At 60.2% G+C, this 20,771-nt stretch carries 23 protein-coding genes; 8 read left to right on the top strand and 15 right to left on the bottom strand.

Going from position 1 to position 20,771, the window contains the following annotated elements:
- Positions 1 to 7: 7 nt before the first annotated feature.
- The 9 genes from MOP87_RS21310 to prlC all read right to left on the bottom strand — a co-directional run bounded on the left by MOP87_RS21310 (position 8) and on the right by prlC (position 11,152).
- Positions 8 to 766, bottom strand: coding sequence for a VirB8/TrbF family protein (locus MOP87_RS21310; RefSeq protein WP_027913262.1), 759 nt, complete (start codon positions 764 to 766; stop codon positions 8 to 10).
- Positions 763 to 3,321: a VirB4 family type IV secretion/conjugal transfer ATPase gene (locus MOP87_RS21305; protein ID WP_027913263.1), complete on the bottom strand. Its 2,559-nt coding sequence runs from the start codon at positions 3,319 to 3,321 to the stop codon at positions 763 to 765. The genes MOP87_RS21310 and MOP87_RS21305 overlap by 4 nt, the downstream gene beginning before the upstream one ends.
- Positions 3,318 to 3,629, bottom strand: a complete 312-nt coding sequence (locus MOP87_RS21300; protein ID WP_023532470.1) for a conjugal transfer protein TrbD — start codon at positions 3,627 to 3,629, stop codon at positions 3,318 to 3,320. The genes MOP87_RS21305 and MOP87_RS21300 overlap by 4 nt, the downstream gene beginning before the upstream one ends.
- 3 nt (positions 3,630 to 3,632) lie before the next feature.
- Positions 3,633 to 4,034, bottom strand: coding sequence for a TrbC/VirB2 family protein (locus MOP87_RS21295; RefSeq protein WP_050587287.1), 402 nt, complete (start codon positions 4,032 to 4,034; stop codon positions 3,633 to 3,635).
- 13 nt (positions 4,035 to 4,047) lie between these two features.
- Entirely contained in the window at positions 4,048 to 4,998 is a 951-nt protein-coding gene (trbB, locus tag MOP87_RS21290; RefSeq protein WP_305955236.1) for a P-type conjugative transfer ATPase TrbB, read from the bottom strand.
- Positions 4,999 to 5,538: 540 nt separating this feature from the next.
- Positions 5,539 to 6,597 carry a PA0069 family radical SAM protein gene (locus MOP87_RS21285; RefSeq protein WP_145278702.1) on the bottom strand — a complete coding sequence of 353 codons (1,059 nt, stop codon included), beginning with the start codon at positions 6,595 to 6,597 and terminating at the stop codon, positions 5,539 to 5,541.
- A 61-nt stretch (positions 6,598 to 6,658) separates the two neighbouring features.
- Positions 6,659 to 8,665, bottom strand: a complete 2,007-nt coding sequence (locus MOP87_RS21280) for a M3 family metallopeptidase (RefSeq protein WP_145278705.1) — start codon at positions 8,663 to 8,665, stop codon at positions 6,659 to 6,661.
- A gap of 121 nt (positions 8,666 to 8,786) precedes the next feature.
- Complete coding sequence (locus MOP87_RS21275; protein WP_027913266.1) at positions 8,787 to 9,068, bottom strand: YheV family putative zinc ribbon protein; 282 nt, start codon at positions 9,066 to 9,068, stop codon at positions 8,787 to 8,789.
- Entirely contained in the window at positions 9,065 to 11,152 is a 2,088-nt protein-coding gene (gene prlC / locus MOP87_RS21270; RefSeq protein ID WP_028687752.1) for an oligopeptidase A, read from the bottom strand. Before prlC ends, MOP87_RS21275 begins: the two co-directional genes overlap by 4 nt.
- A gap of 66 nt (positions 11,153 to 11,218) precedes the next feature.
- Between prlC and MOP87_RS21265 the strand changes: the two genes are divergently transcribed.
- Complete coding sequence (locus MOP87_RS21265; RefSeq protein ID WP_023532446.1) at positions 11,219 to 11,767, top strand: gamma carbonic anhydrase family protein; 549 nt, start codon at positions 11,219 to 11,221, stop codon at positions 11,765 to 11,767.
- A gap of 74 nt (positions 11,768 to 11,841) precedes the next feature.
- Positions 11,842 to 12,498, top strand: coding sequence for an HAD family hydrolase (locus MOP87_RS21260; RefSeq protein ID WP_049695250.1), 657 nt, complete (start codon positions 11,842 to 11,844; stop codon positions 12,496 to 12,498).
- Between the two features lie 16 nt (positions 12,499 to 12,514).
- Here the strand turns inward: MOP87_RS21260 and MOP87_RS21255 are convergent, their stop codons facing one another.
- On the bottom strand, positions 12,515 to 13,615 hold the full coding sequence (locus tag MOP87_RS21255; protein WP_242809966.1) for an aminopeptidase: 1,101 nt from the start codon (positions 13,613 to 13,615) through the stop codon (positions 12,515 to 12,517).
- Between the two features lie 66 nt (positions 13,616 to 13,681).
- Here MOP87_RS21255 and MOP87_RS21250 point away from each other — a divergent pair, with 66 nt between their 5' ends.
- Positions 13,682 to 14,095 (top strand): hypothetical protein, encoded by a 414-nt coding sequence (locus tag MOP87_RS21250; protein ID WP_027913270.1) that lies wholly within the window; start codon positions 13,682 to 13,684, stop codon positions 14,093 to 14,095.
- Between the two features lie 57 nt (positions 14,096 to 14,152).
- Entirely contained in the window at positions 14,153 to 14,566 is a 414-nt protein-coding gene (locus tag MOP87_RS21245) for a hypothetical protein (RefSeq protein WP_023532343.1), read from the top strand.
- A gap of 28 nt (positions 14,567 to 14,594) precedes the next feature.
- On the opposite strand, the gene MOP87_RS21240 is transcribed toward MOP87_RS21245, so the two are convergent.
- Together MOP87_RS21240 and MOP87_RS21235 are read right to left on the bottom strand one after the other, a co-directional pair.
- Positions 14,595 to 14,828: a DUF1161 domain-containing protein gene (locus MOP87_RS21240; protein WP_027913271.1), complete on the bottom strand. Its 234-nt coding sequence runs from the start codon at positions 14,826 to 14,828 to the stop codon at positions 14,595 to 14,597.
- Positions 14,829 to 14,899: 71 nt separating this feature from the next.
- Positions 14,900 to 15,325, bottom strand: a complete 426-nt coding sequence (locus tag MOP87_RS21235) for an OsmC family protein (RefSeq protein WP_027913272.1) — start codon at positions 15,323 to 15,325, stop codon at positions 14,900 to 14,902.
- A gap of 151 nt (positions 15,326 to 15,476) precedes the next feature.
- Between MOP87_RS21235 and MOP87_RS21230 the strand changes: the two genes are divergently transcribed.
- A complete protein-coding gene (locus tag MOP87_RS21230; protein WP_242809965.1) occupies positions 15,477 to 16,481 on the top strand; it encodes an LLM class flavin-dependent oxidoreductase in 1,005 nt (334 codons plus the stop codon).
- 123 nt (positions 16,482 to 16,604) lie between these two features.
- Here the strand turns inward: MOP87_RS21230 and MOP87_RS21225 are convergent, their stop codons facing one another.
- Positions 16,605 to 16,826: a DUF1161 domain-containing protein gene (locus tag MOP87_RS21225; RefSeq protein ID WP_023532365.1), complete on the bottom strand. Its 222-nt coding sequence runs from the start codon at positions 16,824 to 16,826 to the stop codon at positions 16,605 to 16,607.
- A 101-nt stretch (positions 16,827 to 16,927) separates the two neighbouring features.
- Complete coding sequence (locus MOP87_RS21220; RefSeq protein WP_023532741.1) at positions 16,928 to 17,143, bottom strand: dodecin; 216 nt, start codon at positions 17,141 to 17,143, stop codon at positions 16,928 to 16,930.
- Positions 17,144 to 17,293: 150 nt separating this feature from the next.
- On the opposite strand from MOP87_RS21220, the gene MOP87_RS21215 reads away from it, so the two are divergent.
- Positions 17,294 to 17,617, top strand: a complete 324-nt coding sequence (locus MOP87_RS21215; RefSeq protein WP_023532474.1) for a DUF883 family protein — start codon at positions 17,294 to 17,296, stop codon at positions 17,615 to 17,617.
- Here the strand turns inward: MOP87_RS21215 and MOP87_RS21210 are convergent.
- Positions 17,614 to 18,510: a LysR family transcriptional regulator gene (locus MOP87_RS21210; RefSeq protein ID WP_236166837.1), complete on the bottom strand. Its 897-nt coding sequence runs from the start codon at positions 18,508 to 18,510 to the stop codon at positions 17,614 to 17,616. The genes MOP87_RS21215 and MOP87_RS21210 overlap by 4 nt on opposite strands.
- Before the next feature lie 108 nt (positions 18,511 to 18,618).
- Between MOP87_RS21210 and trpB the strand changes: the two genes are divergently transcribed.
- On the top strand, positions 18,619 to 19,836 hold the full coding sequence (gene trpB / locus MOP87_RS21205) for a tryptophan synthase subunit beta (protein WP_023532832.1): 1,218 nt from the start codon (positions 18,619 to 18,621) through the stop codon (positions 19,834 to 19,836).
- A complete protein-coding gene (trpA, locus tag MOP87_RS21200; protein WP_027913275.1) occupies positions 19,833 to 20,642 on the top strand; it encodes a tryptophan synthase subunit alpha in 810 nt (269 codons plus the stop codon). Before trpB ends, trpA begins: the two co-directional genes overlap by 4 nt.
- Positions 20,643 to 20,771 lie beyond the last annotated feature (129 nt).

Here is a 20,771-nt window from a genome sequence, read left to right as displayed (position 1 = left end):
CGGTCCTTCAGAGTTGCTTAGACCAGGAGAAGTCGCGCACATAGGTCCCGATCGGGTTCATCCGCAGTTGCTCTTCGCTGGTTTGAGTAGTGGGTTCGGCGGTATAGGTGGTTACCAGGGCACGCCAGTTGACTTTGCTCTTGACCAAGCCTTGCCGATCACGAGTGACTTCTTCCCAGTCCACCTGCCATGTCTCCGGGGTCTGCTGCATGACCGAACGGATGTCGACGCTGACGGTTTCCTCTGCAGCGCGCACGAACGGGCTCGAGTCCTTGGTGCCGTTGAGCCATTCGTTCATTTTCTGCGTAGCCGGATCGTTCTGGCTGAGCAGCGCATAAATGCGGAAGATCGATTTGCGCAACAGCGCCACGTCCGGCGTGACGGTGCGGGCATCGGCAATGAAGCTGGCGATTTGCGATTTCACAACGCGTTGATCGACTGGCTGCGCCACCTGCGCCGGCGCTACCGCCAATGGCTGCCCAAGCTTGTCCACTTCAACCACGTAGGGCACGAACTTGGACTGGCTGCCGATATGAATCAGCCCGCCCACACAGGCCAGGGCGATCATCATCGAAAGGATCGCAACCACCTGCCACATCAGGCGCGAGGTCACGACGCTGCCGACATGGTCATTCCAGGTACGGCGGGCCGTCAGGTAGGGGTTGTCGAGTACTGCGCCTTGCGGCGACGGGGCGCCGGTAACGGTATCGACAGATTCAGCGGGGCGTTTGCGCACCATCGCTTTCATGCGTTCAGCGAAGCTCATGCGGCCACTCCATAATCATTCAGTCTGAGGCCACGGGCGGCCAGCCATTCGTCCACCCAACCGTTGCCATACTTGGCTTCCAGTCGCTTGATGGCGGCCACCGACTCTTTGTCGGAGGCGCCGACGAACGCCAGGGCGAGCGGACCCAGGGCAAGGTCATATAACCGGCGGCCGTTTTCCGAGACGTAGTAGTACTGACGCTTGGGTACGGCGGTGGCGAGGATTTCGATCTGCCGGGCGTTCAAGCCCATGCGCCGGTACAGCAATGAAGTGTCTTCATCACGTGCATAGACGTTAGGCAGGAAGATCTTGGTGGCCGTCGACTCGACGATGACATCGAGAATGCCGGAGTTGGCGGCATCCGACAGGCTCTGGGTAGCCATCAGTACCAGGCAGTTGGCCTTACGCAACACTTTGAGCCACTCACGGATTTTCTCGCGGAAAGCGGGGTGGCCAAGCATCAGCCAGGCTTCGTCGAGAATGATCACCGCCGGCTGCCCCTTGAGCGCGCGTTCGATACGGCGGAACAGATAAAGCAGCACTGGCAAGGCGTACTTGTCGCCCAGGTTCATCAGTTCTTCGATCTCGAAGACGGTGAAGTCGGACAGTGTCAAACCATCCTCATCGGCATCGAGCAGGTGCCCCATGGTTCCGTCGACGGTGTACTGGCGCAGGGTTTCACGCACGTTCTCGTCCTGCACCACCAGGCAGAACTCGGAAAGGGTGCGCGAACCGTCGCGGTACATGCTCATCACCGCATGGCCAATTTCGTTACGCTGTGCAGCGGTGGTCTCAAGGCCGTTCAGCGCCAGGATGGTATCGAGCCATTCCATCGCCCACGCGCGGTCACCCTTGGTTTCCAGGAACTGCAGCGGGCAGAAGGCAAGACGCTCGTCGTCGGCCGCTACGGTGAAGTGAAGCCCGGAGCTCCCGGCACTTTCTGCCCGGATACCTGCTGCGAGGGGGTACATGGACATGCCTTTGTCGAAGGCGAAAATCGACATGCCCTGGTAGCGGCGCAGTTGTGCAGCGATCAGCGCCAGGTGCGTGGACTTACCCGCACCCGTGGGGCCGAACATGAATGTGTGACCCAGATCGCGCACGTGCAGATTCAGACGGAACGGCGTGGCACCGCTGGTTACACAGTGCATCAGCGCCGGCGAAAGCGGCGGGTAGAGTGGGCAGGGGGCTTCGGCGCTGCCTGTCCAGATGCTGCTGGTGGGCAGCATGTCAGCCAGGTTCAGCGTATTCATCAACGGGCGACGGACGTTTTCAACGCCATGGCCCGGCAGGCTTCCCAGATACGCGTCCAGCGTATTGATGGTCTCGATACGAGCGGCAAAGCCAAGCCGCTCGATGGCCTTCTCCACACCACGGGCGGCTTCTTCAAGTTGCTGGCGGTCCTCATCCATCAAGACGACGACGCTGGTGTAATAGCCCTGAGCGATCAAGCCACTGTTGACCTCGGCGATCGCGTCAGCCGCATCCTGCACCATCGAGAGCGCGTCCTGGTCGATATTGCCGCTGTTGGTGTTGAAGACTTGATCGAAAAAGCCACGAACCTTCTGCTTCCATTTCTTGCGGTATTTATCCAGGTGTCGCACGGCCTCATGGGTATCCATGAATATGAAGCGACTGGACCACCGGTATTCGCAGGGCAGCTCGGCAAGCGCGGCCAGGATGCCGGGCGCAGACTCCAGCGGAAAACCTTCTATCGCCACCACCTGAATGAAGTTGCGGCCGATCTTCGGTACCACGCCCCCCCACAGTTCCTTGCCGCCAAGAATGGCATCCAGGTACATGGGGTTGCTTGGTAACTGTACGGGTTGGCTTATACCGGTCACGCAGAACTGGACCCAGCTGAGCAGATCCTCATGGGTGATCTGTGCGCCTTCCTCTGTCACCAGCGTATTGGCCTTCAAACGTGTCATCTTGAGCACCGACGACAGGCTGCCCTCGACACTGGTGCAATCGCGCTTGAATTGCTCGATAAGGTTACGCGTGCGCGCCTTGTGGTCTGGCGGCGGTGTGTCATCGTCGAACATCAGCTCGACGAACTTCTGCTGCGCCAGCATGGGCGGGAAGTAAGTCAGCGTCAGGACGAAATAACCTTCATACAACGATCCCAATGACTCGAAGAAGCTGCGTCGCTCTTCGTCCATCGCTTCGGTGAGCCGATCCGGGAAATGCGAGAAACCCTTGCTGGAATAATTGACCGCAGGACGCCGCACGGCATCGACGTGGATCATCCACCCACTGCCCAACCCAACCAAGGCCTGGTTGATACGCAGCGATACCAACTCGCGCTGGGCGTCGGTGCTGCTGGCGTTATCGTCACCTCGATACAACCACGCAGCCATGAATGCGCCGTTCTTGCCGACGATCACACCGTCGTCGACCAGCGCCGCATGGTTCAGCAGATCTGAGAGGCCCGCATCTTTGGAGCGGTGCTTTTTGAGCTTGAGCTCGGCATCGACCTGCAGGAGACGCTGGACCAGCAGCAGGACCAGCAACGCACCGAGGGCTGCGATGGCATACGCAATACCTTCGATCATTTGTATTGATTTCCCTGACTTGGCGGGTTGTCCCTGTACGGGGTACTACGCGCCGGGTAGTAAGACTTGTAGCGTCGATGACGCAGGTACACCGGGCGCATCTTCGGGTCGGCCTTGGCCATGACCCGCAGAATGAAAAGTGCGGCAAACCACAGCACCAGCCCGACTACCGTGGCGCGCAATTCCTGGGCGCTGAAGATCAGGGCGAATGCCAGCAGGCCGGAGAACATCACCAGCTCGCGGTCGCCACCCATGAACAGATTGTCGCGGTTTCCCGCACGGCGAATAGGGATGGTGCGCAGCGCCATGGTTCAGACCTGCCCTTGTACCGAGTGGGCAGTCATCATCGGTACCGATTGGGCCAGTTCAGCCGAGGTGCCGAAGAATTTCTGCATGATGTTGTTGGCGCCCACGATCAGTGCCATAACCAGCACCAGGAAGATCAGCGTGCGGAAGAAGCCGTTGAGGTCGCCACCGAAGATCAGCACGCCGCCTGCGACCACGATGCCGATCAGCGACAGGGCAAAGGCGACTGGGCCAGTCACCGATTTCTGCAGAGACTCCAACCAGCTCTCGTAGGGCAAGCTGCCGCTACCGGCAGTAGAGGCGAATGCATTTTCCGGGGTGACCATTACGTAGAGCATCAACAGGCAGAGCGCCAGGTAGCCAAACGTTTGGGCATTGATGCGGGACAGAGAAATGTTGGCTTGCATGTGCGATGTTTTCCTAGAGGTTGCGCATGATGTAACGGCCGTTTTCGTACCCGGAAACCTCGAGGATTTCCTGGATGCGGCGGCCTTCTGGGGTTCTGGCGATGGAGATGACGACGTGAACCGCTTCGCCAATCAGCGGCTCGATGTCGGCCGGGGCCGACTTGTTGCGAGAAACCAGGGATTTAAGACGGGTCAGCCCTTCACTGGCGCTGTTGGCATGCAGGGTCGCAGCACCGCCAGGGTGACCAGTGTTCCAGGCGTCGATCAGGTCGAGTGCCTCTTCGCCACGCACCTCACCGACCAAGATGCGGTCAGGCCGCATGCGCAAGGAGGTCTTGAGCAGGTGGGTCATGCTTACGTCGACGGTGGTGTGGTACTGCACGAAGTTCTTGGCAGCGCACTGAATCTCACCGGTGTCCTCGATGATGAATACCCGCTCACTGGGGAACTCGATGACCATCTCGTTGATGACTGCGTTGACCAGGGTGGTCTTGCCGGTACCCGTACCGCCGATAACGAGGATATTGCGGTGATCGCGGATGGCCCGCTTGATGGCATCGCACTGGGCCGGCGTCATGATCGCCGACTCCACATACTGGTCCAGGGTGTAGATGGCGACCGCTTTTTTTCGGATCGCAAACGTGGCGGCGCGCACCACTGGCGGAAGCTGGCCCGCGAAGCGCGACCCATCGAGGGGCCATTCGCCTTCGAGCAGCGGTTTGCTGCGGGTCACTTCCTTGCCATGGAAGCCGGCCACGGTCTTGATGATGGACTCGGCCTGCGCCGGGCGCAGGTCGCCAATGTGCCTCATCGGTTGGCCCAATTGTTCGAGCCACAGCTTACCGTCGCCGTTACACATCAACTCGACGGTCTGCGGATGGTTGAGCGCGTCGATAATCAGCGGGCCGGCATCGCGTTCAAGTTTTTTCTTGGCGCGATCTTTCAGGCTGACAGTTTCTGCAATATCCACACTATTCGTCCATGAATTAAACGCTGACCCAATCGCAAGGTATTCCACCGAGCGTGTGTTACAGATCTTCAACTACTGATGAGGGCAAAACGCGCCTCGCTCGAAATATCCACCTGGGCTGACCAGATGCTTTCAAGTTACGAGAGGCGATCCACAATGGCGCGGAGGTTACCGGAGCAACAATTGCTAACGAAATGGTAAATCTCTTACAGCCATGTAAGTCTTTTCCTACAAAATTGGTACGAGCGTTCTTCGAATTGACCGCACGCGTGCCTCTGAAACCCGCGCCGTAGCTGGTCTCTACCATGAGCGCCAGTAATGCTGGCAGCTAAACGCCACTACCGCTGACTGATCGCCTTTCACAAAAAATGAGAGGCAATTCACAATTAGCCAAAACATTTTTTTGTGGCCCAGTTCACAATTGCCTCCTGCGCAAACATCGCTTTTGTTGGCTGTGAGTTGATATAAGACAGCCATACGATGATGGCACTTAGATATCAACGAGCAAGCCAGACAGCATCTACGTTAATTGGTTCAAAGCAATTGAAGTTGTCTGCCGGGTGGGCTGAACAATGAGCAATCAAGTTGCAGAGATTCACGGCCCTCCAGGTTCAGCTTGCGTACAGCCCTGTCAAAACGCTGCGCCAACAACTGCGCAAAAATACCCTCGCCCTGCATACGAGCACCGAAACGGCTGTCATAAAGCGCTCCACCCCGGCTTTGCCGAATAAGGCTGATTACATGGGCTGCACGCTGCGGGTAGTGATCGTGCAACCACTGCTCAAACAGAGGGGCCACCTCAAGCGGTAAGCGAAGCATCATGTAGGCTGCGCTTTGCGCCCCAGCCTCTTGCGCCGACTCCAGCAACTGCTCCAGTTCACAGTCGTTGATCATGGGAATGATCGGCGAGCACAGGACGCCTACGGGTACGCCGGCATCGCGCAGCAGGCGTATGGCCCGCAAGCGTGCAGCAGGCGAAGCGGCACGGGGCTCCAGAATGCGCTTGAGGCCGGCATCAAGGGTGGTATGGCTGATCATCACGCGCACGAGCCGCAAGCTGGCCATTTCAGTCAACAGGTCAAGGTCACGCAGAACCAAGGCGCCCTTGGTAACGATGGTCACTGGGTGGCGAAACTTCAGCAGCACCTCCAGCAAACGCCGGGTCAGCATGTATTCGCGCTCTATGGGCTGATAAGGGTCGGTGTTCGCCCCCAGGTTGATTGGCGCACACACGTACCCAGGTTTGCTCAGCTGTTGCGCCAGCACATCGGCTGCATTGGTCTTGGCAATCAGCTTGGTTTCGAAATCCAGACCAGGCGACAAATCCCAATAGGCGTGCGAAGGGCGTGCATAGCAGTAGATGCACCCGTGCTCGCAACCGCGATAAGGGTTTATCGACCGGTCGAAGGGCAGATCGGGTGAGGTATTGCGGCTGATAACCGTCTTGGCCGTCTCGATCCGCACTTTGGTCCCTTGCGTGACCGGTACATCTTGGTACCAGCCATCGTCCTCATGCGAAGAGTGGGTAGGGCCGAAGCGGTTATGCGGGTTATGCGCAGTGCCGCGGCCCTTCAACGGAGGTGAATATGACATGGCTACACCCTTTACTGTATGCATGTACAGTAAAGGGCCTGGCGACTAATTGCCAGCCCGATCATCCGACGGCCTGAAGCCACTGGAGGTAGGGGTGTAGGTTTGTCTCACGGCCAAGAAACTGCATCACTCCTTCACGCAATGGGCGCGATGCTCCGGGGGCAATCAATGACTCGAACAGCGCCTGTCCAAGTGCACGATCAAGTAGCCCTGTTTGCTCGAAGCGGGTGAAGATATCCACAGCACATACATCTGCCCAGAGGTACGCGTAATAACCGGCGTCATAGCCGGTAACCAGGTGGTCGAAGGCGTGGGCTGGGTGCTCTAGGGCGTTCAAAGGCCAGTAACCACATTGCTCGCGCGATCGAGTAAATCGCTGGCGAAGGGTTTTCCCGTCAGCTGGGTTCGTGTGCAGATCCACATCGAACAAGGCCTTGCTCAGCTCAAGCGCGGCTTCGCCGATGGCTTCGCGTCTGTAGCGCTCGACGCACTGCTCGACCTGCGCCCTGTCAATCTGACGCCCATCCGAATAGTGCGAGGAAATGCTGACGAGATAGGCGGCGTTCCACACCCAACGTTCGAACAGCTTGCCGAAGAGCTCCGTACCGTCCGTACCGAGTTCGACTACGCCCGACTGGACCTGATTGTCCGTGCGCACCAAGAGGTGGTGCAAGGCATGGCCGAACTCGTGGTACAGCTTGCGCAGCGCGAGGTGATCCAACAGTGGCTGCGCACCTGCACTACCTTCGGGCACATCGCTGAAGACGATCACCACCGCTTGCTGGAAAATCCCTTCCGCGTCGATCCGGCGGTTACGCACATACGTTGTGAACACCGCCTCTGCCTGCTTACCGGCGTGCTGCACGGCATCGAGGTAGAGCAAGCCAATCCGTGCGTCGTCCTGGAATGCCTCGAACACCAGTACCGAGGGTGCCCATACGGGGGCAGGGGTGGGCCTCAACTCCAGGTCAAAGAGCCGCTTGGCCAGCTGGACCAACGCGTCGATGACGGCAGCCATCGGGAAAAATTCGCGCAGCGCGTCCTTTGGCACTATCTTGGCCGCGTCTCGCAGTTGCTTTTGGGCAAAGCGTAGGTCCCAGGGCTGCATGTCTTCCAGACCCAATGCCTGAGCGTCACGCTCAAAGTCTGAGCGCCACTGCAGCACTACGGGCTTCATGCCAGCAGCCAAGCTTTGCAGGAAGGCGCGAACCTGGTCTGGCGAACCAGCACTTTTACGCGCCAAGCTCAGGGTCATGTGATCGGAGAACGCCAATAGCGTCGCTCGTTCATGGCGCAGAAGGGCCAGTTGCTGCAGCACTTGACCATTATCTTGCGACAGGTCGGTATTGACGCCACGTCCATGAAAAGCCTGATACACCTGCTCACGGAGAGCACCCAGCTCGGCCTCTTCCAGCACACGCTCGGCAGCCCAGCTTTCGCAAGGTATGGACCATCCGTTACTGCCACGCTGCCTTGCTCGCTCGCTCAACTCATCGAGACTGCGTTGGGACAGACCACGCAGCTGAGTGACGTCATCGACGATCATGTCCGGCTGGTCGAGATTAATCAGATACTGCTCTTCAAGCTCGGTTATCCGACGTTGCAGGTCGAGCAGCCGCGCCTTGTCGCTCGTGGGCAGGGAAGCGCCACTCACGCGAAACCTTTCCAAGTGCCAGCGCAGTGTTGCCCGCTGGCGATCATCGAGGTTAACGCCGATATCGCTGTGCGCCAGCTGTTCATACAGCGACTGAAGCTGCTCGTTGCTAAACCTTGAGTCCAACGCAGCGCTGGCCGCGATATGAAACGCCAGGATAGGGTCACTCCAGGTCTGCCCTTTGCCCAGAAAGGGCATTACCCCATAAAGCACTGCGTACACCTGGGCGTCCAGATCATCCATGGCCAGCACCAGGTCATCCCATGTTGGCATCGATGGCTGGCTGTTGATCACGCGCTCGATGCCTTGAGCATACTGCTCAAGGACCTGATCGAATGCATCCTGCATGCTTTCGACTGTAATGGAGGGGTAGTCGACGGGCACATTGCCGTCTTGCAGAAGCGGGTTGCTCATCACGCGTTACCTTGCTCAATGATGGGAGCATGCAAGCGTGGACGACTGCGCAAGCGTGCAGGTCGCTCTTAATTACCACCAGCCGCCACCGCCCGGGCCTTGCACCCGGGCGGTGCGGTGGTCAATCGGCCGGTTTCTTCAGCTTCGGATTGGGAAAGAACTGCACGGTCTGCACTTTCGCCGCTGCCGGCTTGGGCGCTTGTTGGTTGACCCGCGTGCCCAGTTCACTGGGTACCGACAAGCCCTGCTCATTGAGCGTATCGGTAAAACCACACGCCACGCACTCGCGGTGCGGCACACCGTCTTCGTTCCACATCGTCAGCTTGTCAGCTTCACTGCACGCCGGGCATACCGCGCCGGCGATGAAGCGCTTCTTGGTCTTGTTCACGGCATCCTCGCTCATGCTGCCGATTCTTCGGCCAGACCGCTGTGGCGCAGCAAGGCGTCAATGGACGGCTCGCGACCGCGGAAGTCGACGAACAATACCATCGGCGCACGCGAGCCGCCGCGTGCCAGCACCGCTTCGCGGAACGCCCGGCCTGTTTCGGCATTGAAAACGCCTTCTTCCTCGAACCGCGAGAAGGCATCGGCCGACAACACTTCAGCCCATTTATAGCTGTAGTAACCTGCGGCATAACCGCCCGCGAAGATGTGCGCAAAACTGTTGGGGAAGCGGTTATAGGCCGGTGGGCGCATGACCGACACTTCATCGCGCACCCCTTCGAGCACCTGCAGTACCGTACGGCCGTCACCGTGGCTGGCGTGAAGCTCAAAGTCGAACAGCGAGAACTCGAGCTGGCGCACCATCATCATGCCCGACTGGAAGTTCTTCGCAGCCAGCATCTTGTCCAGCAGGTCCTGCGGCAGCGCCTCGCCAGTTTCGTAATGGCCGGAGATCAAGGCAAGGCCTTCGGGCTCCCAGCACCAGTTCTCCATGAACTGGCTGGGCAGTTCTACCGCATCCCATGCCACGCCGTTGATGCCGGACACTCCAGCGTGGTCGATGCGGGTCAACAGGTGGTGCAAGCCATGGCCGAACTCATGGAACAGCGTCGTGACCTCGTCATGGGTCAGCAAGGCAGGTTTGCCCGGCGCGGCAGGGGTGAAGTTGCACACCAGGTTGGCCACCGGGCTTTGCAGTTTGCCCTGCGCCGTTACGCGACGGTCACGCGCACCGTCCATCCAGGCACCGCCACGCTTGTTGGCGCGGGCATAGAGGTCGAAGAAGAAACGCCCCACATGCTGGCCGTTCTCCTTGATCTCGAACAGGCGTACATCCGGGTGCCAGGCATCGAACTGCTTGAGCTCGTTGATCTCGATGCCGTACAGGCGCTGCACGATGCTGAACAGGCCGCCTAGCACCTTGTCGATGGGGAAGTAGGCGCGCAGTGCTTCCTGGGACACGCTGTAGCGCTGCTCTCGCAGCTTCTCGCCAAAGTAGCCGGCATCCCAGCTGGCCAGCTCGGGACAACCCTGTTCGGCAGCATAGGCCTTGAGCTGGGCCAGGTCGCGGGCGGCGAAGGGCTTGGAGCGCTTGGCCAGATCGCGCAGGAAGCTCAACACCTGGTCGCTGGACTCGGCCATCTTGGTCGCCAGGCTGAGCTCGGCGTAGTTCTTGTAGCCCAGTAATTCGGCAAGCTCCTGGCGCAGATCGAGAATCTGCTGCATCACCGGACCGTTATCGAACTGCCCCGCGTTCGGGCCCTGATCCGAAGCGCGGGTACAGTAGGCCGCATACAGCTCTTCGCGCAGCGCGCGGTCGCTGGCGTAGGTCATCACCGCGTAATAGCTGGGGAACTCTAGCGTGATCAGCCAGCCCTCGAGGTCCTTGGCGGCGGCAGCGGCGGCCATCTGGGCCTTGGCCGAGTCGGGCAGGCCGTCGAGCGTGGTTTCGTCGGTGACGTGCTTGCTCCATGCCTGGGTGGCATCCAACAGCTGGTTGGAGAAACGGCTGCCCAGCTCGCTGAGTTTGCTCTGCACCTCAGCGTAGCGCTGCTGTTCTGCGGCGGGCAGGTCGATGCCCGACAGGCGGAAGTCGCGCAATGCATGTTCAAGGATGGTCTTTTGCGCCACATCGAACGAGGCAGCTTCAGGGCTTGCAGCCAGTGCCTGGTAGGCATCGAACAGCGCGCGGTTCTGCCCAAGCTCCGTGGAGTAGGCACTCAGCGCTGGCAGGCAGGCCTCATAGGCTTCACGCAACGCTGGGCTATTGCACACCGCATTGAGGTGGCTCACCGGGCTCCAGGCGGCACCGAGGCGGTCGTTCAGTTCGTCCATGGCCAGCACCAGGCCTGCCCATGTAGGCGCTGCGCCTTGTTCTTCAAGAATCCTGGCAATGGCTTTACGGTTGTCGGCCAGGATCGCTTCGATCGCCGGCAGCACGTGCTCTGCACGGATTTGCGAGAAGGGCGGCAGATCGTGGGATTGCAGAAGCGGGTTGTTCGCAGTCACGGTTTGGATACCTTGGCAGAAGAAACACAGCCCCATCTTAATTACAATCGACGCCGACCGCAGCAGGCAGCCAGCCTATCGGCACACATGAGGAACACTATCATGGCCATTCGAAGCTTCCAGCAACACCATCCCAAGCTCGGAGCGCGGGCCTTCGTCGACCGCTCGGCGGTGGTACTGGGCGATGTGGAGATCGGCGAAGACAGTTCGGTCTGGCCATTGGTGGTCGTGCGAGGCGACATGCACCGCATCCGTATCGGCGCGCGGACCAGTGTGCAGGACGCCAGTGTGCTGCACATCACCCACGCCAGCCCGTTCAACCCCGATGGCTTTGCGCTGATCATCGGTGACGAAGTCACCATCGGGCACAAGGTCATGCTGCACGGCTGCACATTGGGCAACCGCATCCTGGTCGGCATGGGCAGTACCGTCATGGACGGCGCCATCGTCGAGGACGAGGTGATCATTGGCGCCGCCAGCCTGGTGCCACCGGGCAAGCGCCTGGTCAGTGGCTACCTGTACATGGGCAGCCCAGTCAGGCAGGTCCGGTTGTTGAACGACCAGGAACGTGCCTTCTTCGCCTACAGCGCTGGCAACTATGTGAAGCTCAAGGACCAGCACCTGGCCGAGGGCTTCGATCAGCCAGACTGATCGTTTTTCCACAGCCATGCGGGCACGGCTTGCCCGCCAGCATGCGGCGCAGCACTCAAGCGGAAACCTTCCCTATGCACCAGCAAAACATTCTGTTCGACCTTGATGGCACCCTGACCGACCCACGCCTGGGTATCACCCGCTCCATCCAGTACGCCTTGGCGAAACTGGGTATCGACGAGCCAGACCTCTCTCGCCTTGAACACTTCATCGGCCCGCCGTTGTTGCAGGCGTTCATGCAGTTCTACGGTTTCGACGAAGCCAAGGCCTGGGAGGCGGTCAACTTCTACCGTGAGCGTTTTCGCGTCACGGGCCTGTACGAAAACCTCGTGTTCGACGGGGTGCCGCAGCTGCTCGAGACCCTCAATGGCCAAGGCCGCACGCTCTACATAGCGACTTCCAAGCCGTGGGAATTCGCACGCGAAATTGCCCGCCACTTCGCCTTCGATCAGCATTTCAAAGTGATCTACGGCAGCGAGCTGGACGGTACGCGAACCAACAAGGTCGAGCTGATTCGCCACTTGCTGGACGAAGAAGGGCTGGACCCGGCGCACACGCTCATGATCGGCGATCGCAAGCATGATCTGATCGGAGCCCGTAGCAACGGTTTGCAGGCCGTGGCAGTAGGGTATGGGTTCGGAAGCCGCGAGGAACTGATGGCAGAAGCGCCGGCGTTCCATTTCGCCTCCCTGGCCGAGATGCACGAGGCGTTCAACAGGCAACCTCGCTGAAGGGCTGGGCAACCGGCTAGCGCGACCTAGCCCTTGGCATCAACCCTTGCAAGGCTGCAGTACGCGCTGCGAGGGGCAATGAAGCCAGTTGCCCGACGCGCTCATAAAAGCGTTCCCAGTCACCTTCGACCTGGCGAAACAAAACCGAAAAAGCAGGCACCCACTGGTCGTACAGTCCGAATGGCAGCAATTTCGCATTGTTCATCGGCCCATAGACCCAAGCGTCGTAACGCCTGTCGCCTCCCCATGGGCCATCGCGCAGCGAACGGTAATCGCGCCGCAACCGCTCGAACTCGGCCCGCTTGGCCAAGCGCTTGGTTTGATCATCGGTGGGCGCCGCATAAAGGGCCTGTAGCCGTGCCCGCGTGGCCAGCACCAAGCGAATGAACTGCTCGCGCTGCGGACCATGGTCGTCGCCGGTGGCCGCCAGCCCACGGCTGAGCCGCCATTGCCGCGTGCCTTGCTGCTCCACGAACGACGCGAATGACTCGTTGAAGGCCGTATCGTCTTGCACATAGACACGCTGATGAGCCAGCTCGTGAAAGATCAGTGTGGCCAGGCGCTCTTCACCCCAGCCCATCATCGATGACAGGATGGGGTCATCGAACCAGCCCAGGGTCGAATAGGTTTCAACGCCGCCCACATAGACGTCAAGGTGCTGCTGGCGCATCAACGCCGCTGCACCCCGTGCTGCGCCCTGACGATAATAGCCGCGGTAAGCCACGCACCCGGCAATGGGAAAACAGTGGGTGACTGGCTGAAGCGACAACTCGGGGGTGGCGAAAACATTCCACACGACGTAGGGGCGGCCCAAGTCGGCGTACATCGTGTAGCTTCGGTTGTCGGGCAATTTCAGCTGCTGGGTGGCGAACGCTCGCGCTTGTTGGGCGTACTCCAGCAGAGCGCGCAATGGCACAGACGTGGCAGGATCAGCCATCACCTTCGTCACGGGCCGACGCGCCTGTAGCAGCTCCCACTGGCCGGCTGCCAGCTGGCCATAGTAGCCAGCGCTGCTGCAACCGTTGAGCAGCGCGGCGACCAGTAGCGGAACAAACCGGGTGAAAACACGGTCGAGTGCCCCAGGGTCTGAGCGCTGCGCAAGCACTATTCCAAGCATCGTTTACCGTCTTATTCGCTCAACCCCATTCGCCTAAAGATTATCGTGCCGAAGGGGAGTTTCGCCATGCGCGCATTGTGGGTTACCGGTTCCTTGCTGCTGACAACGGCCTGTTCGACATTGCCCGACCCCGACCCCTCTCAGGCGTGGGTCGACCTTGAACCAGGCCAGCAGACCTCCCTGGACGCGGTGAAAGTCGACGCACGCGACTGGGACGACAACCGTTACTTCCAGGTACCGCCTGGCAACCATGAGCTGACCGTGCGCTATCAATTCCCGGTGGCGCCCAGCAACATCGGCCCCGTCGACGCCCCGCTATGGCGTGATTGCCAGGTCAAGGTAGCCTTCAAGGGCTTCGATGCTGGCGAGCGTTACCAGCTGCAGGCTGGCAGCATCGGCTTCCGTCCCTGGATCAAGCTCTATGATCAGCAACAGAAACTGGTCAGCCAGGGCGAACCGGCAGGCTGCCAACGGACGTAAAGCATCCAAAACAGCGCTATGCTTGTCACATATTCACTGCAAGTGGAAAACCCTGCCATGCGCCAGCCCATGATGCTGATCGCCCTCAGTGCACTGGGAGCTTGTGCCAGCCCCCTACCGCCCAAAGATCCCAAACAGGCCTGGGTAGACCTATACACCATGACACCCGGCAGGGTCATCATGGCCGACCGCCTCGATGGCAAGCGCCTGGACGATGGCCGTTATTTTCAGGTGACGCCCGGCAAGCACGAACTGATCGTACGTTTCGACTATGAGATCTACGCGGGCGGGTTCTCTACCGACCCCAGGGACCGTACGTGCTACCTGACGGTGCGTTACGATCACTTCGAGGCAGGGGAGCGTTATCGGCTTGAGGCAAGAGCGCCGGTGATGGAGCCACAGGTGCTGCTGTATGACTCAGCCAGGACCGTGGTCGTCAACGAACCTAGCAGGGTCTTCTGCATTCCTTAGGTTTCTTAATGACCCGCTGTTGGCAGGCTTACTGATCATTCTTCTGATAAATGATCTTGCGGGCACCGCCATCGCAGCTGCCGACCACCATATTAGGGTCCTGCACTTCGCTGTTGGGCACGATTTCAAGGGTATAGGACGGCACGCCCTGGGCCTGGATCTTGGCCTCGATTTCTGCCTTCAACTCCTCGCATGGCTTGATTGCTGCCAGTGCCGAAGTTGTCATCAGGGAGACCAGTAAAGTTGTAGCGATGCGAATCATGGGCGGCTCCAGTAAAGGCAGCGAGGCTGCCGGGTTTTCAGATTACCGCAAACCGCCCACGGCTGGAGCGATCAGCTTACCAGCTTGGCATCCAGGGTAATGTCGGCGTTGAGCACCTTGGACACGGGGCAGCCTTGCTTGGCCTTATTGGCGATTTCCTGGAACTGCTCTTCGCTCGCCCCTGGTACCTTGGCGCGGAGCACCAAGTGCACTGCGGTGATGGCAAAACCATCGCTTTGCTTGTCCAAGGTGACTTCTGCCGCTGTGTCGATACGCTCGGGCGTCAGCTTGGCTTCGCCCAGCATCATCGACAGCGCCATCGAGAAGCACCCAGCGTGGGCGGCGCCGATCAGTTCTTCCGGGTTGGTGCCCGGCGTATCTTCGAAACGGGTGTTGAACCCATAAGGATTGTTCTTGAGCGCGCCGCTTTCAGTGGAGATCTGGCCCTTGCCGTCCTTGAGACCACCTTCCCAGATTGCCGATGCTGTCTTCTTCATGATGCCTCCCGGTCATTGGTTAAGTACCTATCTATTCAGAGGCTGGTAGCCTGATGAGAGTTCAGCTCAATCCGACAGGGGACATTGAATCCAACGATTGCGCCCATACAGAGTCAAAAGGCCTCAGGCCAACCATCATTGCGGAGGCTTCATGACGCAGTTGCGAAATCTGAAAATATCCACCCTTGATCTGGTGCCAGTGCGCGCCGACCAGGGGCCCGCGCAATCACTGCGCAATTCGCTGGACCTGGCGCAACATGTCGAGCGCTTCGGTTACAACCGTTTCTGGGTAGCCGAGCACCACAACATGGACGGCATCGCCAGCTCGGCCACCTCAGTGCTGATCGGTTACCTCGCAGGCGGTACATCGAGTATCAGGGTAGGTTCCGGGGGCGTCATGCTGCCCAACCACGCGCCGCTCGTTGTGGCCGAGCAGTTTGGCACCCTGGCCAGCCTCTACCCCGGCCGTATCGACTTGGGCCTGGGCCGCGCTCCAGGGTCCGACCAGATGACCGCCCATGCACTGCGCCGCGACCGGGCCGGCAGTGCGGACGATTTCCCGGATGACGTCGAAGAGTTGTCGCGCTACCTGGGCCCACGCACCGATGATCAGAAGGTGATTGCCGTACCGGGACACGACACCGAAGTACCTATCTGGTTGCTGGGCTCTAGCTTGTTCAGCGCCCAATTGGCCGGCATGCGTGGTATGCCCTATGCCTTCGCATCGCATTTTGCGCCGCGCTACATGCACGAGGCCATTCGGGTCTACCGCAACCACTTCAAGCCCTCTACCACGCTGGACAAGCCCTACGTCATGCTCGGCATCCCCATGGTAGTGGCCGAGACCGATGAGAAAGCCGAGTACCTGGCCACGTCGGTTTATCAACGCATCCTGGCCTTGATTCGCGGTCAGAGCCTGATGCAGAAGCCCCCGGTAGAAACCATGAATGGCTTGTGGTTGCCGCATGAGCGCGATGCAGTGGGCAGCTTCATGGGGCTGGCGATGATCGGGAGCCCAGACAAGGTCCGTGCCAAGGTCGACGTGTTGCTGGAGCAGACAGGGGCCGATGAACTGATCTTTACCTGCGACCTGTACGAGCACGCAGACCGGATACGCTCCTACGAGTTGCTGGCTCAGGCCCTGCAGCCAGCCTAGCGGTTGAGCAGGGCGCGCCGCGGAGAGAACTGGGCCAGGCCGGCCTCTTGATGGGTGGCCGGCAGCCGAGCAAACGGCCGTATGCCCGAACCCCGTGGTCAACCCACGGGGTTCGGTGGCCCTTTAGTTGCGGCTGTAAACGATTTCCTTGGTACCGCCTTCACAACTGCCCACCACCTTGCCAGCGGGATCGCCCTTGTCCACGACCGTCAGCGTGTAATTTTGCACGCCCTTGGCATCGAGCTTGGCAGCGATTTCCGCTTTCAGCTCTTCGCACGGCTTGCCGGCCGCCATCGCGCCGCCCGCCAGGGTCATCAGGCCCAACGCCAGAACCACTTTGTTCATCACTTGCTTTCCTTGTGCAGATGAAATCGCAAAAGGCGCCCATCAGGCGCCTCGTCTAAGTCTTACCCCATCGCGCCAGGCACATCCAGCCCGGACCTGTATCAGCTGTTGGTGATACGGAAGCCGACCTTCAGGGTCACCTGGAAGTGCTCGACTTTGTTGTCGCGAATATGGCCGCGGGTGCTGACGACTTCGAACCACTCCATCATCTGCACGCTTTTGGAGGCTTCGGCCAGGGCATTCTGGATTGCATCTTCGATACCGGTGGTGGAAGAACCTACCAGTTCGAGCATTTTGTACGTGTGGTGATCGGACATGTGTTGACTCCTTGGATGGCGATAACGTTGAGCCTAGCAGCGCAGTGCTGGTTTACCTGCGAGCAGGCGCAGCGGCAGAAAGTTCGATCGCACTTTCGCTTCGCTTGATAGTCGCACTCTCTAGAGCCCATAACGCGAAGGAGAGTCAACATGCCCCGCAACTCGCTGCGTAAAACATCACTGGAAAGCATGGAAGCCGAGATCGAGAGCCTCCTGAAGAGCCTGGAAAGCCTCAAGAACGATGCCTCCGAGGAATCCCAGAAGTCCCTCAAGGCTATCCGCAGCAATGCCGAGACGGCCCTGAAGCACTCGCGCAGCCTACTGAGCGACGCTTACGAAGAAGTCAAAGACCGCACGGTCAAGACCAGCATCGCTACCCGCGACTACGCCCAGGAACACCCCTACACCACCGCTGGCGTGGCAGTAGGCGCACTGGGCCTGCTGGCTGCCTACCTGCTGTGCAAGCGCAACTAAACGCTCTGCCCAGCCAACTCGGCGCGTAACCACTGCGCCAGCTGCTCGGCGCGCCCATCCGCGGCGCGCCGTGGCACCCACAGCGCCAACGCTGCAGGCGTTGCGCTAAAGCCCCATGGCGCGATCAGGCGCCCTGCACGCAAGTCATCGGCCACCAGTGGCTCCGGTGCGATGGCCACCCCCAATCCTGCGACTGCGGCTTCCAACAAGTAATACAAGTGCTCGAACGACTGCCCATATTTCATCGCCTGGGCATCGAGGTCATTGGCCAACGCCCAGGTAGGCCAGGCTTGCGGGCGCGAGGTGGTGTGCAGCAAGGATTCTTCCAAGAGCTGGCTGACAGCCGCTTTACGCAGGCGCCCGGTGCCCTCGTAGTGCGGGCTGACGACTGGCCCGATACGTTCCTGCGCCAGTACGTGAACCTGCATGTCCGCTGGCCACGGCGGTTCGGCATAGACCAGCAACGCATCCAGCCCAGGGCGACGCGGGTCCAGGTCACCCTCACCGGCAGAAAGATGCAGGCGAAGCTCAGGCAAGTCGGCATTCAGCCGTCCCAGGCGCGGGATGAACCAACGCGCCAGCAAGCTTCCGGAACAGCCAAGCACGAAAGGGGCGTGCTCCACTTCGCGGGTCAGCTCCCGGCATACCCCACGCAGCCGATCAAAGACCTCACCACTGACGTCACGCAACCTGGCGCCTGCATCTGTGAGTTTGACACCTCGCCCATCCTTGGCGAACAGGGCCACGCCAAGGTGCGCTTCGAGCGCTTTGATTTGCCGGCTAACTGCGCCGTGGGTGACGTGCAGCGCCTCGGCTGCCTGGCTGACGCTGTTGAGCCGGGCAGTTGCCTCGAAGGCGCGCAACGCATTGAGAGGAGGGAGATCACTGGCCATTACGTGTGAGTTTTCCTGACAAGTCAGAGCAATCTTATCGGTTTTCATCGGGGCAGGTCATGGTTACAGTAAAGCCCATCACTCATTCGTTATGCCTTGGAGCGTCTCATGACCCAGTCCCAATATCGCCCCGGCCCCGATGCCAATGGCCTGTTCGGCTCGTTCGGCGGCCGCTACGTGGCCGAAACCCTGATGCCACTGGTACTGGACCTGGCCCGTGAATACGAAGCGGCCAAGGCAGACCCTGCATTTCTCGAAGAGCTGGCTTATTTTCAACGCGACTACATCGGCCGTCCCAACCCGTTGTACTTCGCCGAGCGCCTGACCGAGCACTGCGGTGGCGCCAAAATCTACTTCAAGCGCGAGGAACTCAACCACACCGGCGCGCACAAGGTGAACAATTGCATCGGTCAGGTATTGCTGGCCAAGCGCATGGGCAAGAAGCGCCTGATCGCTGAAACCGGTGCCGGCATGCATGGCGTCGCGACCGCCACCGTGGCGGCGCGTTTCGGGTTGCCTTGCGTGATTTACATGGGCGCTACCGACATCGAGCGGCAGCAGGCCAACGTGTTCCGCATGAAACTGCTGGGCGCTGAAATCGTGCCGGTCACCGCTGGCACCGGCACCTTGAAAGACGCCATGAACGAGGCTCTGCGCGACTGGGTCACCAATGTCGACGACACCTTCTACCTGATCGGCACCGTGGCCGGCCCGCACCCCTATCCAGCCATGGTCCGGGACTTCCAGTCGATCATCGGCAAGGAAACCCGCGCCCAGATGCAGGAAAAGGAAGGCCGCCTGCCGGACAGCCTGGTGGCATGCGTGGGTGGCGGGTCCAATGCCATGGGCCTGTTCCACGAGTTTCTCGAAGAGCCGAGCGTTCAGATCATCGGTGTCGAGGCGGGCGGGCACGGCGTGCAGACCGACAAGCACGCAGCCAGCCTGAACGGCGGGGTGCCTGGGGTACTGCACGGCAACCGTACCTACTTGCTGCAGGATGCCGACGGCCAGATCACCGATGCCCATTCGATCTCTGCAGGCCTGGACTATCCGGGCATCGGCCCCGAGCACGCCTACCTGCACGAAGTGAAGCGGGTCGAATACGTCAGCATCACCGATGACGAGGCCCTGGATGCCTTCCACGCATCCTGCCGGCTCGAAGGCATCATTCCAGCGCTGGAAAGCGCCCACGCGCTGGCCGAAGCCATCAAGCGCGCTCCGTCCTTGCCCAAGGACCACCTGATGGTGATCTGCCTGTCGGGGCGCGGAGACAAGGATATGCACACCGTCATGAACCACATGGCCGCCCAGGAGAAACAGGCATGAGCCGTCTTGAACAACGTTTCGCCGAGCTGAAAACCGAAGGCCGCGCAGCACTGGTCACCTTCGTCACCGCAGGTGATCCAGGCTATGACGCCTCGCTCCAGATTCTCAAGGGCCTGCCGGCGGCAGGTGCCGACGTGATCGAACTGGGCATGCCCTTCACCGACCCCATGGCCGATGGTGTAGCGATCCAACTGGCTACCCTGCGCGCGCTTGAGGCTGGCCAGACCTTGGCCAAGACGCTCCAGATGGTCCGCGAATTCCGAGTGGATGACCAGACCACGCCGATCGTGCTGATGGGTTACTACAACCCGATCCACCGCTTTGGCGTGGAAGCGTTCGTGGCCCAGGCCAACGAAGCCGGTGTCGATGGCCTGATCATCGTCGACCTGCCACCTGAGCATGACGACGAACTGGCCAGCCCGGCCCAGGCTGCGGGTATCGACTTCATTCGCCTGACGACCCCGACCACCGACGACGCGCGCCTGCCCCGCGTGCTGCAGCGTAGCTCCGGGTTCGTCTACTACGTGTCGGTGGCCGGTGTGACCGGTGCAGGCTCGGCGACTACCGAACATGTGACCGAAGCCATTGCACGCTTGCGTCGCCATACGGATTTGCCGATCAGTGTCGGGTTTGGTATTCGCACCCCCGAGCAAGCGGCCAACATCGCCCGCCTTGCCGACGGTGTGGTGGTAGGCTCGGCCCTGGTCGACAAGATTGCCCACGCGCAGAACCCCGGTCAGGCGGTAGACGATGTGTTGAGCCTGTGCTCGGCCTTGGCAGAAGGGGTACGTGGCGCTCGGCGCTAACCGATGGTTGTCGCTTCAAGGGTTGCTCGGTGCCCGAAGCTATCCTGGGACTGCTTGCAGTCCCAGGATTTCAACTTTCCACAGAGGTTTCCGGACACGCTCCGCGACTCATCGGCGCCAGTCCGGCGC

This window comes from Pseudomonas sp. I3-I5 (genome assembly GCF_022699445.1).
In the GTDB taxonomy this organism is placed as follows: Bacteria; Pseudomonadota; Gammaproteobacteria; order Pseudomonadales; family Pseudomonadaceae; genus Aquipseudomonas; species Aquipseudomonas fulva.
This window is presented reverse-complemented; position numbering and strand designations above follow the sequence as displayed.

Excerpts from the sequence above, each read along its gene's own strand:
- MOP87_RS21235 (WP_027913272.1), bottom strand. The coding sequence starts at position 15,325 with ATGAAGAAGACAGCATCGGCAATCTGGGAAGGTGGTCTCAAGGACGGC.
- MOP87_RS21285 (WP_145278702.1), bottom strand. The coding sequence starts at position 6,597 with ATGTCATATTCACCTCCGTTGAAGGGCCGCGGCACTGCGCATAACCCG.
- MOP87_RS21240 (WP_027913271.1), bottom strand. The coding sequence starts at position 14,828 with ATGATTCGCATCGCTACAACTTTACTGGTCTCCCTGATGACAACTTCG.
- MOP87_RS21245 (WP_023532343.1), top strand. The coding sequence starts at position 14,153 with ATGCGCCAGCCCATGATGCTGATCGCCCTCAGTGCACTGGGAGCTTGT.
- MOP87_RS21265 (WP_023532446.1), top strand. The coding sequence starts at position 11,219 with ATGGCCATTCGAAGCTTCCAGCAACACCATCCCAAGCTCGGAGCGCGG.
- MOP87_RS21275 (WP_027913266.1), bottom strand. The coding sequence starts at position 9,068 with ATGAGCGAGGATGCCGTGAACAAGACCAAGAAGCGCTTCATCGCCGGC.
- trpB (WP_023532832.1), top strand. The coding sequence starts at position 18,619 with ATGACCCAGTCCCAATATCGCCCCGGCCCCGATGCCAATGGCCTGTTC.
- MOP87_RS21280 (WP_145278705.1), bottom strand. The coding sequence starts at position 8,665 with ATGAGCAACCCGCTTCTGCAAGACGGCAATGTGCCCGTCGACTACCCC.
- MOP87_RS21305 (WP_027913263.1), bottom strand. The coding sequence starts at position 3,321 with ATGATCGAAGGTATTGCGTATGCCATCGCAGCCCTCGGTGCGTTGCTG.
- MOP87_RS21250 (WP_027913270.1), top strand. The coding sequence starts at position 13,682 with ATGCGCGCATTGTGGGTTACCGGTTCCTTGCTGCTGACAACGGCCTGT.
- trpA (WP_027913275.1), top strand. The coding sequence starts at position 19,833 with ATGAGCCGTCTTGAACAACGTTTCGCCGAGCTGAAAACCGAAGGCCGC.
- MOP87_RS21225 (WP_023532365.1), bottom strand. The coding sequence starts at position 16,826 with ATGAACAAAGTGGTTCTGGCGTTGGGCCTGATGACCCTGGCGGGCGGC.
- MOP87_RS21210 (WP_236166837.1), bottom strand. The coding sequence starts at position 18,510 with ATGGCCAGTGATCTCCCTCCTCTCAATGCGTTGCGCGCCTTCGAGGCA.
- MOP87_RS21260 (WP_049695250.1), top strand. The coding sequence starts at position 11,842 with ATGCACCAGCAAAACATTCTGTTCGACCTTGATGGCACCCTGACCGAC.
- MOP87_RS21310 (WP_027913262.1), bottom strand. The coding sequence starts at position 766 with ATGAGCTTCGCTGAACGCATGAAAGCGATGGTGCGCAAACGCCCCGCT.
- prlC (WP_028687752.1), bottom strand. The coding sequence starts at position 11,152 with ATGGGGCTGTGTTTCTTCTGCCAAGGTATCCAAACCGTGACTGCGAAC.
- MOP87_RS21220 (WP_023532741.1), bottom strand. The coding sequence starts at position 17,143 with ATGTCCGATCACCACACGTACAAAATGCTCGAACTGGTAGGTTCTTCC.
- MOP87_RS21295 (WP_050587287.1), bottom strand. The coding sequence starts at position 4,034 with ATGCAAGCCAACATTTCTCTGTCCCGCATCAATGCCCAAACGTTTGGC.
- MOP87_RS21215 (WP_023532474.1), top strand. The coding sequence starts at position 17,294 with ATGCCCCGCAACTCGCTGCGTAAAACATCACTGGAAAGCATGGAAGCC.
- MOP87_RS21230 (WP_242809965.1), top strand. The coding sequence starts at position 15,477 with ATGACGCAGTTGCGAAATCTGAAAATATCCACCCTTGATCTGGTGCCA.
- MOP87_RS21255 (WP_242809966.1), bottom strand. The coding sequence starts at position 13,615 with ATGCTTGGAATAGTGCTTGCGCAGCGCTCAGACCCTGGGGCACTCGAC.
- MOP87_RS21300 (WP_023532470.1), bottom strand. The coding sequence starts at position 3,629 with ATGGCGCTGCGCACCATCCCTATTCGCCGTGCGGGAAACCGCGACAAT.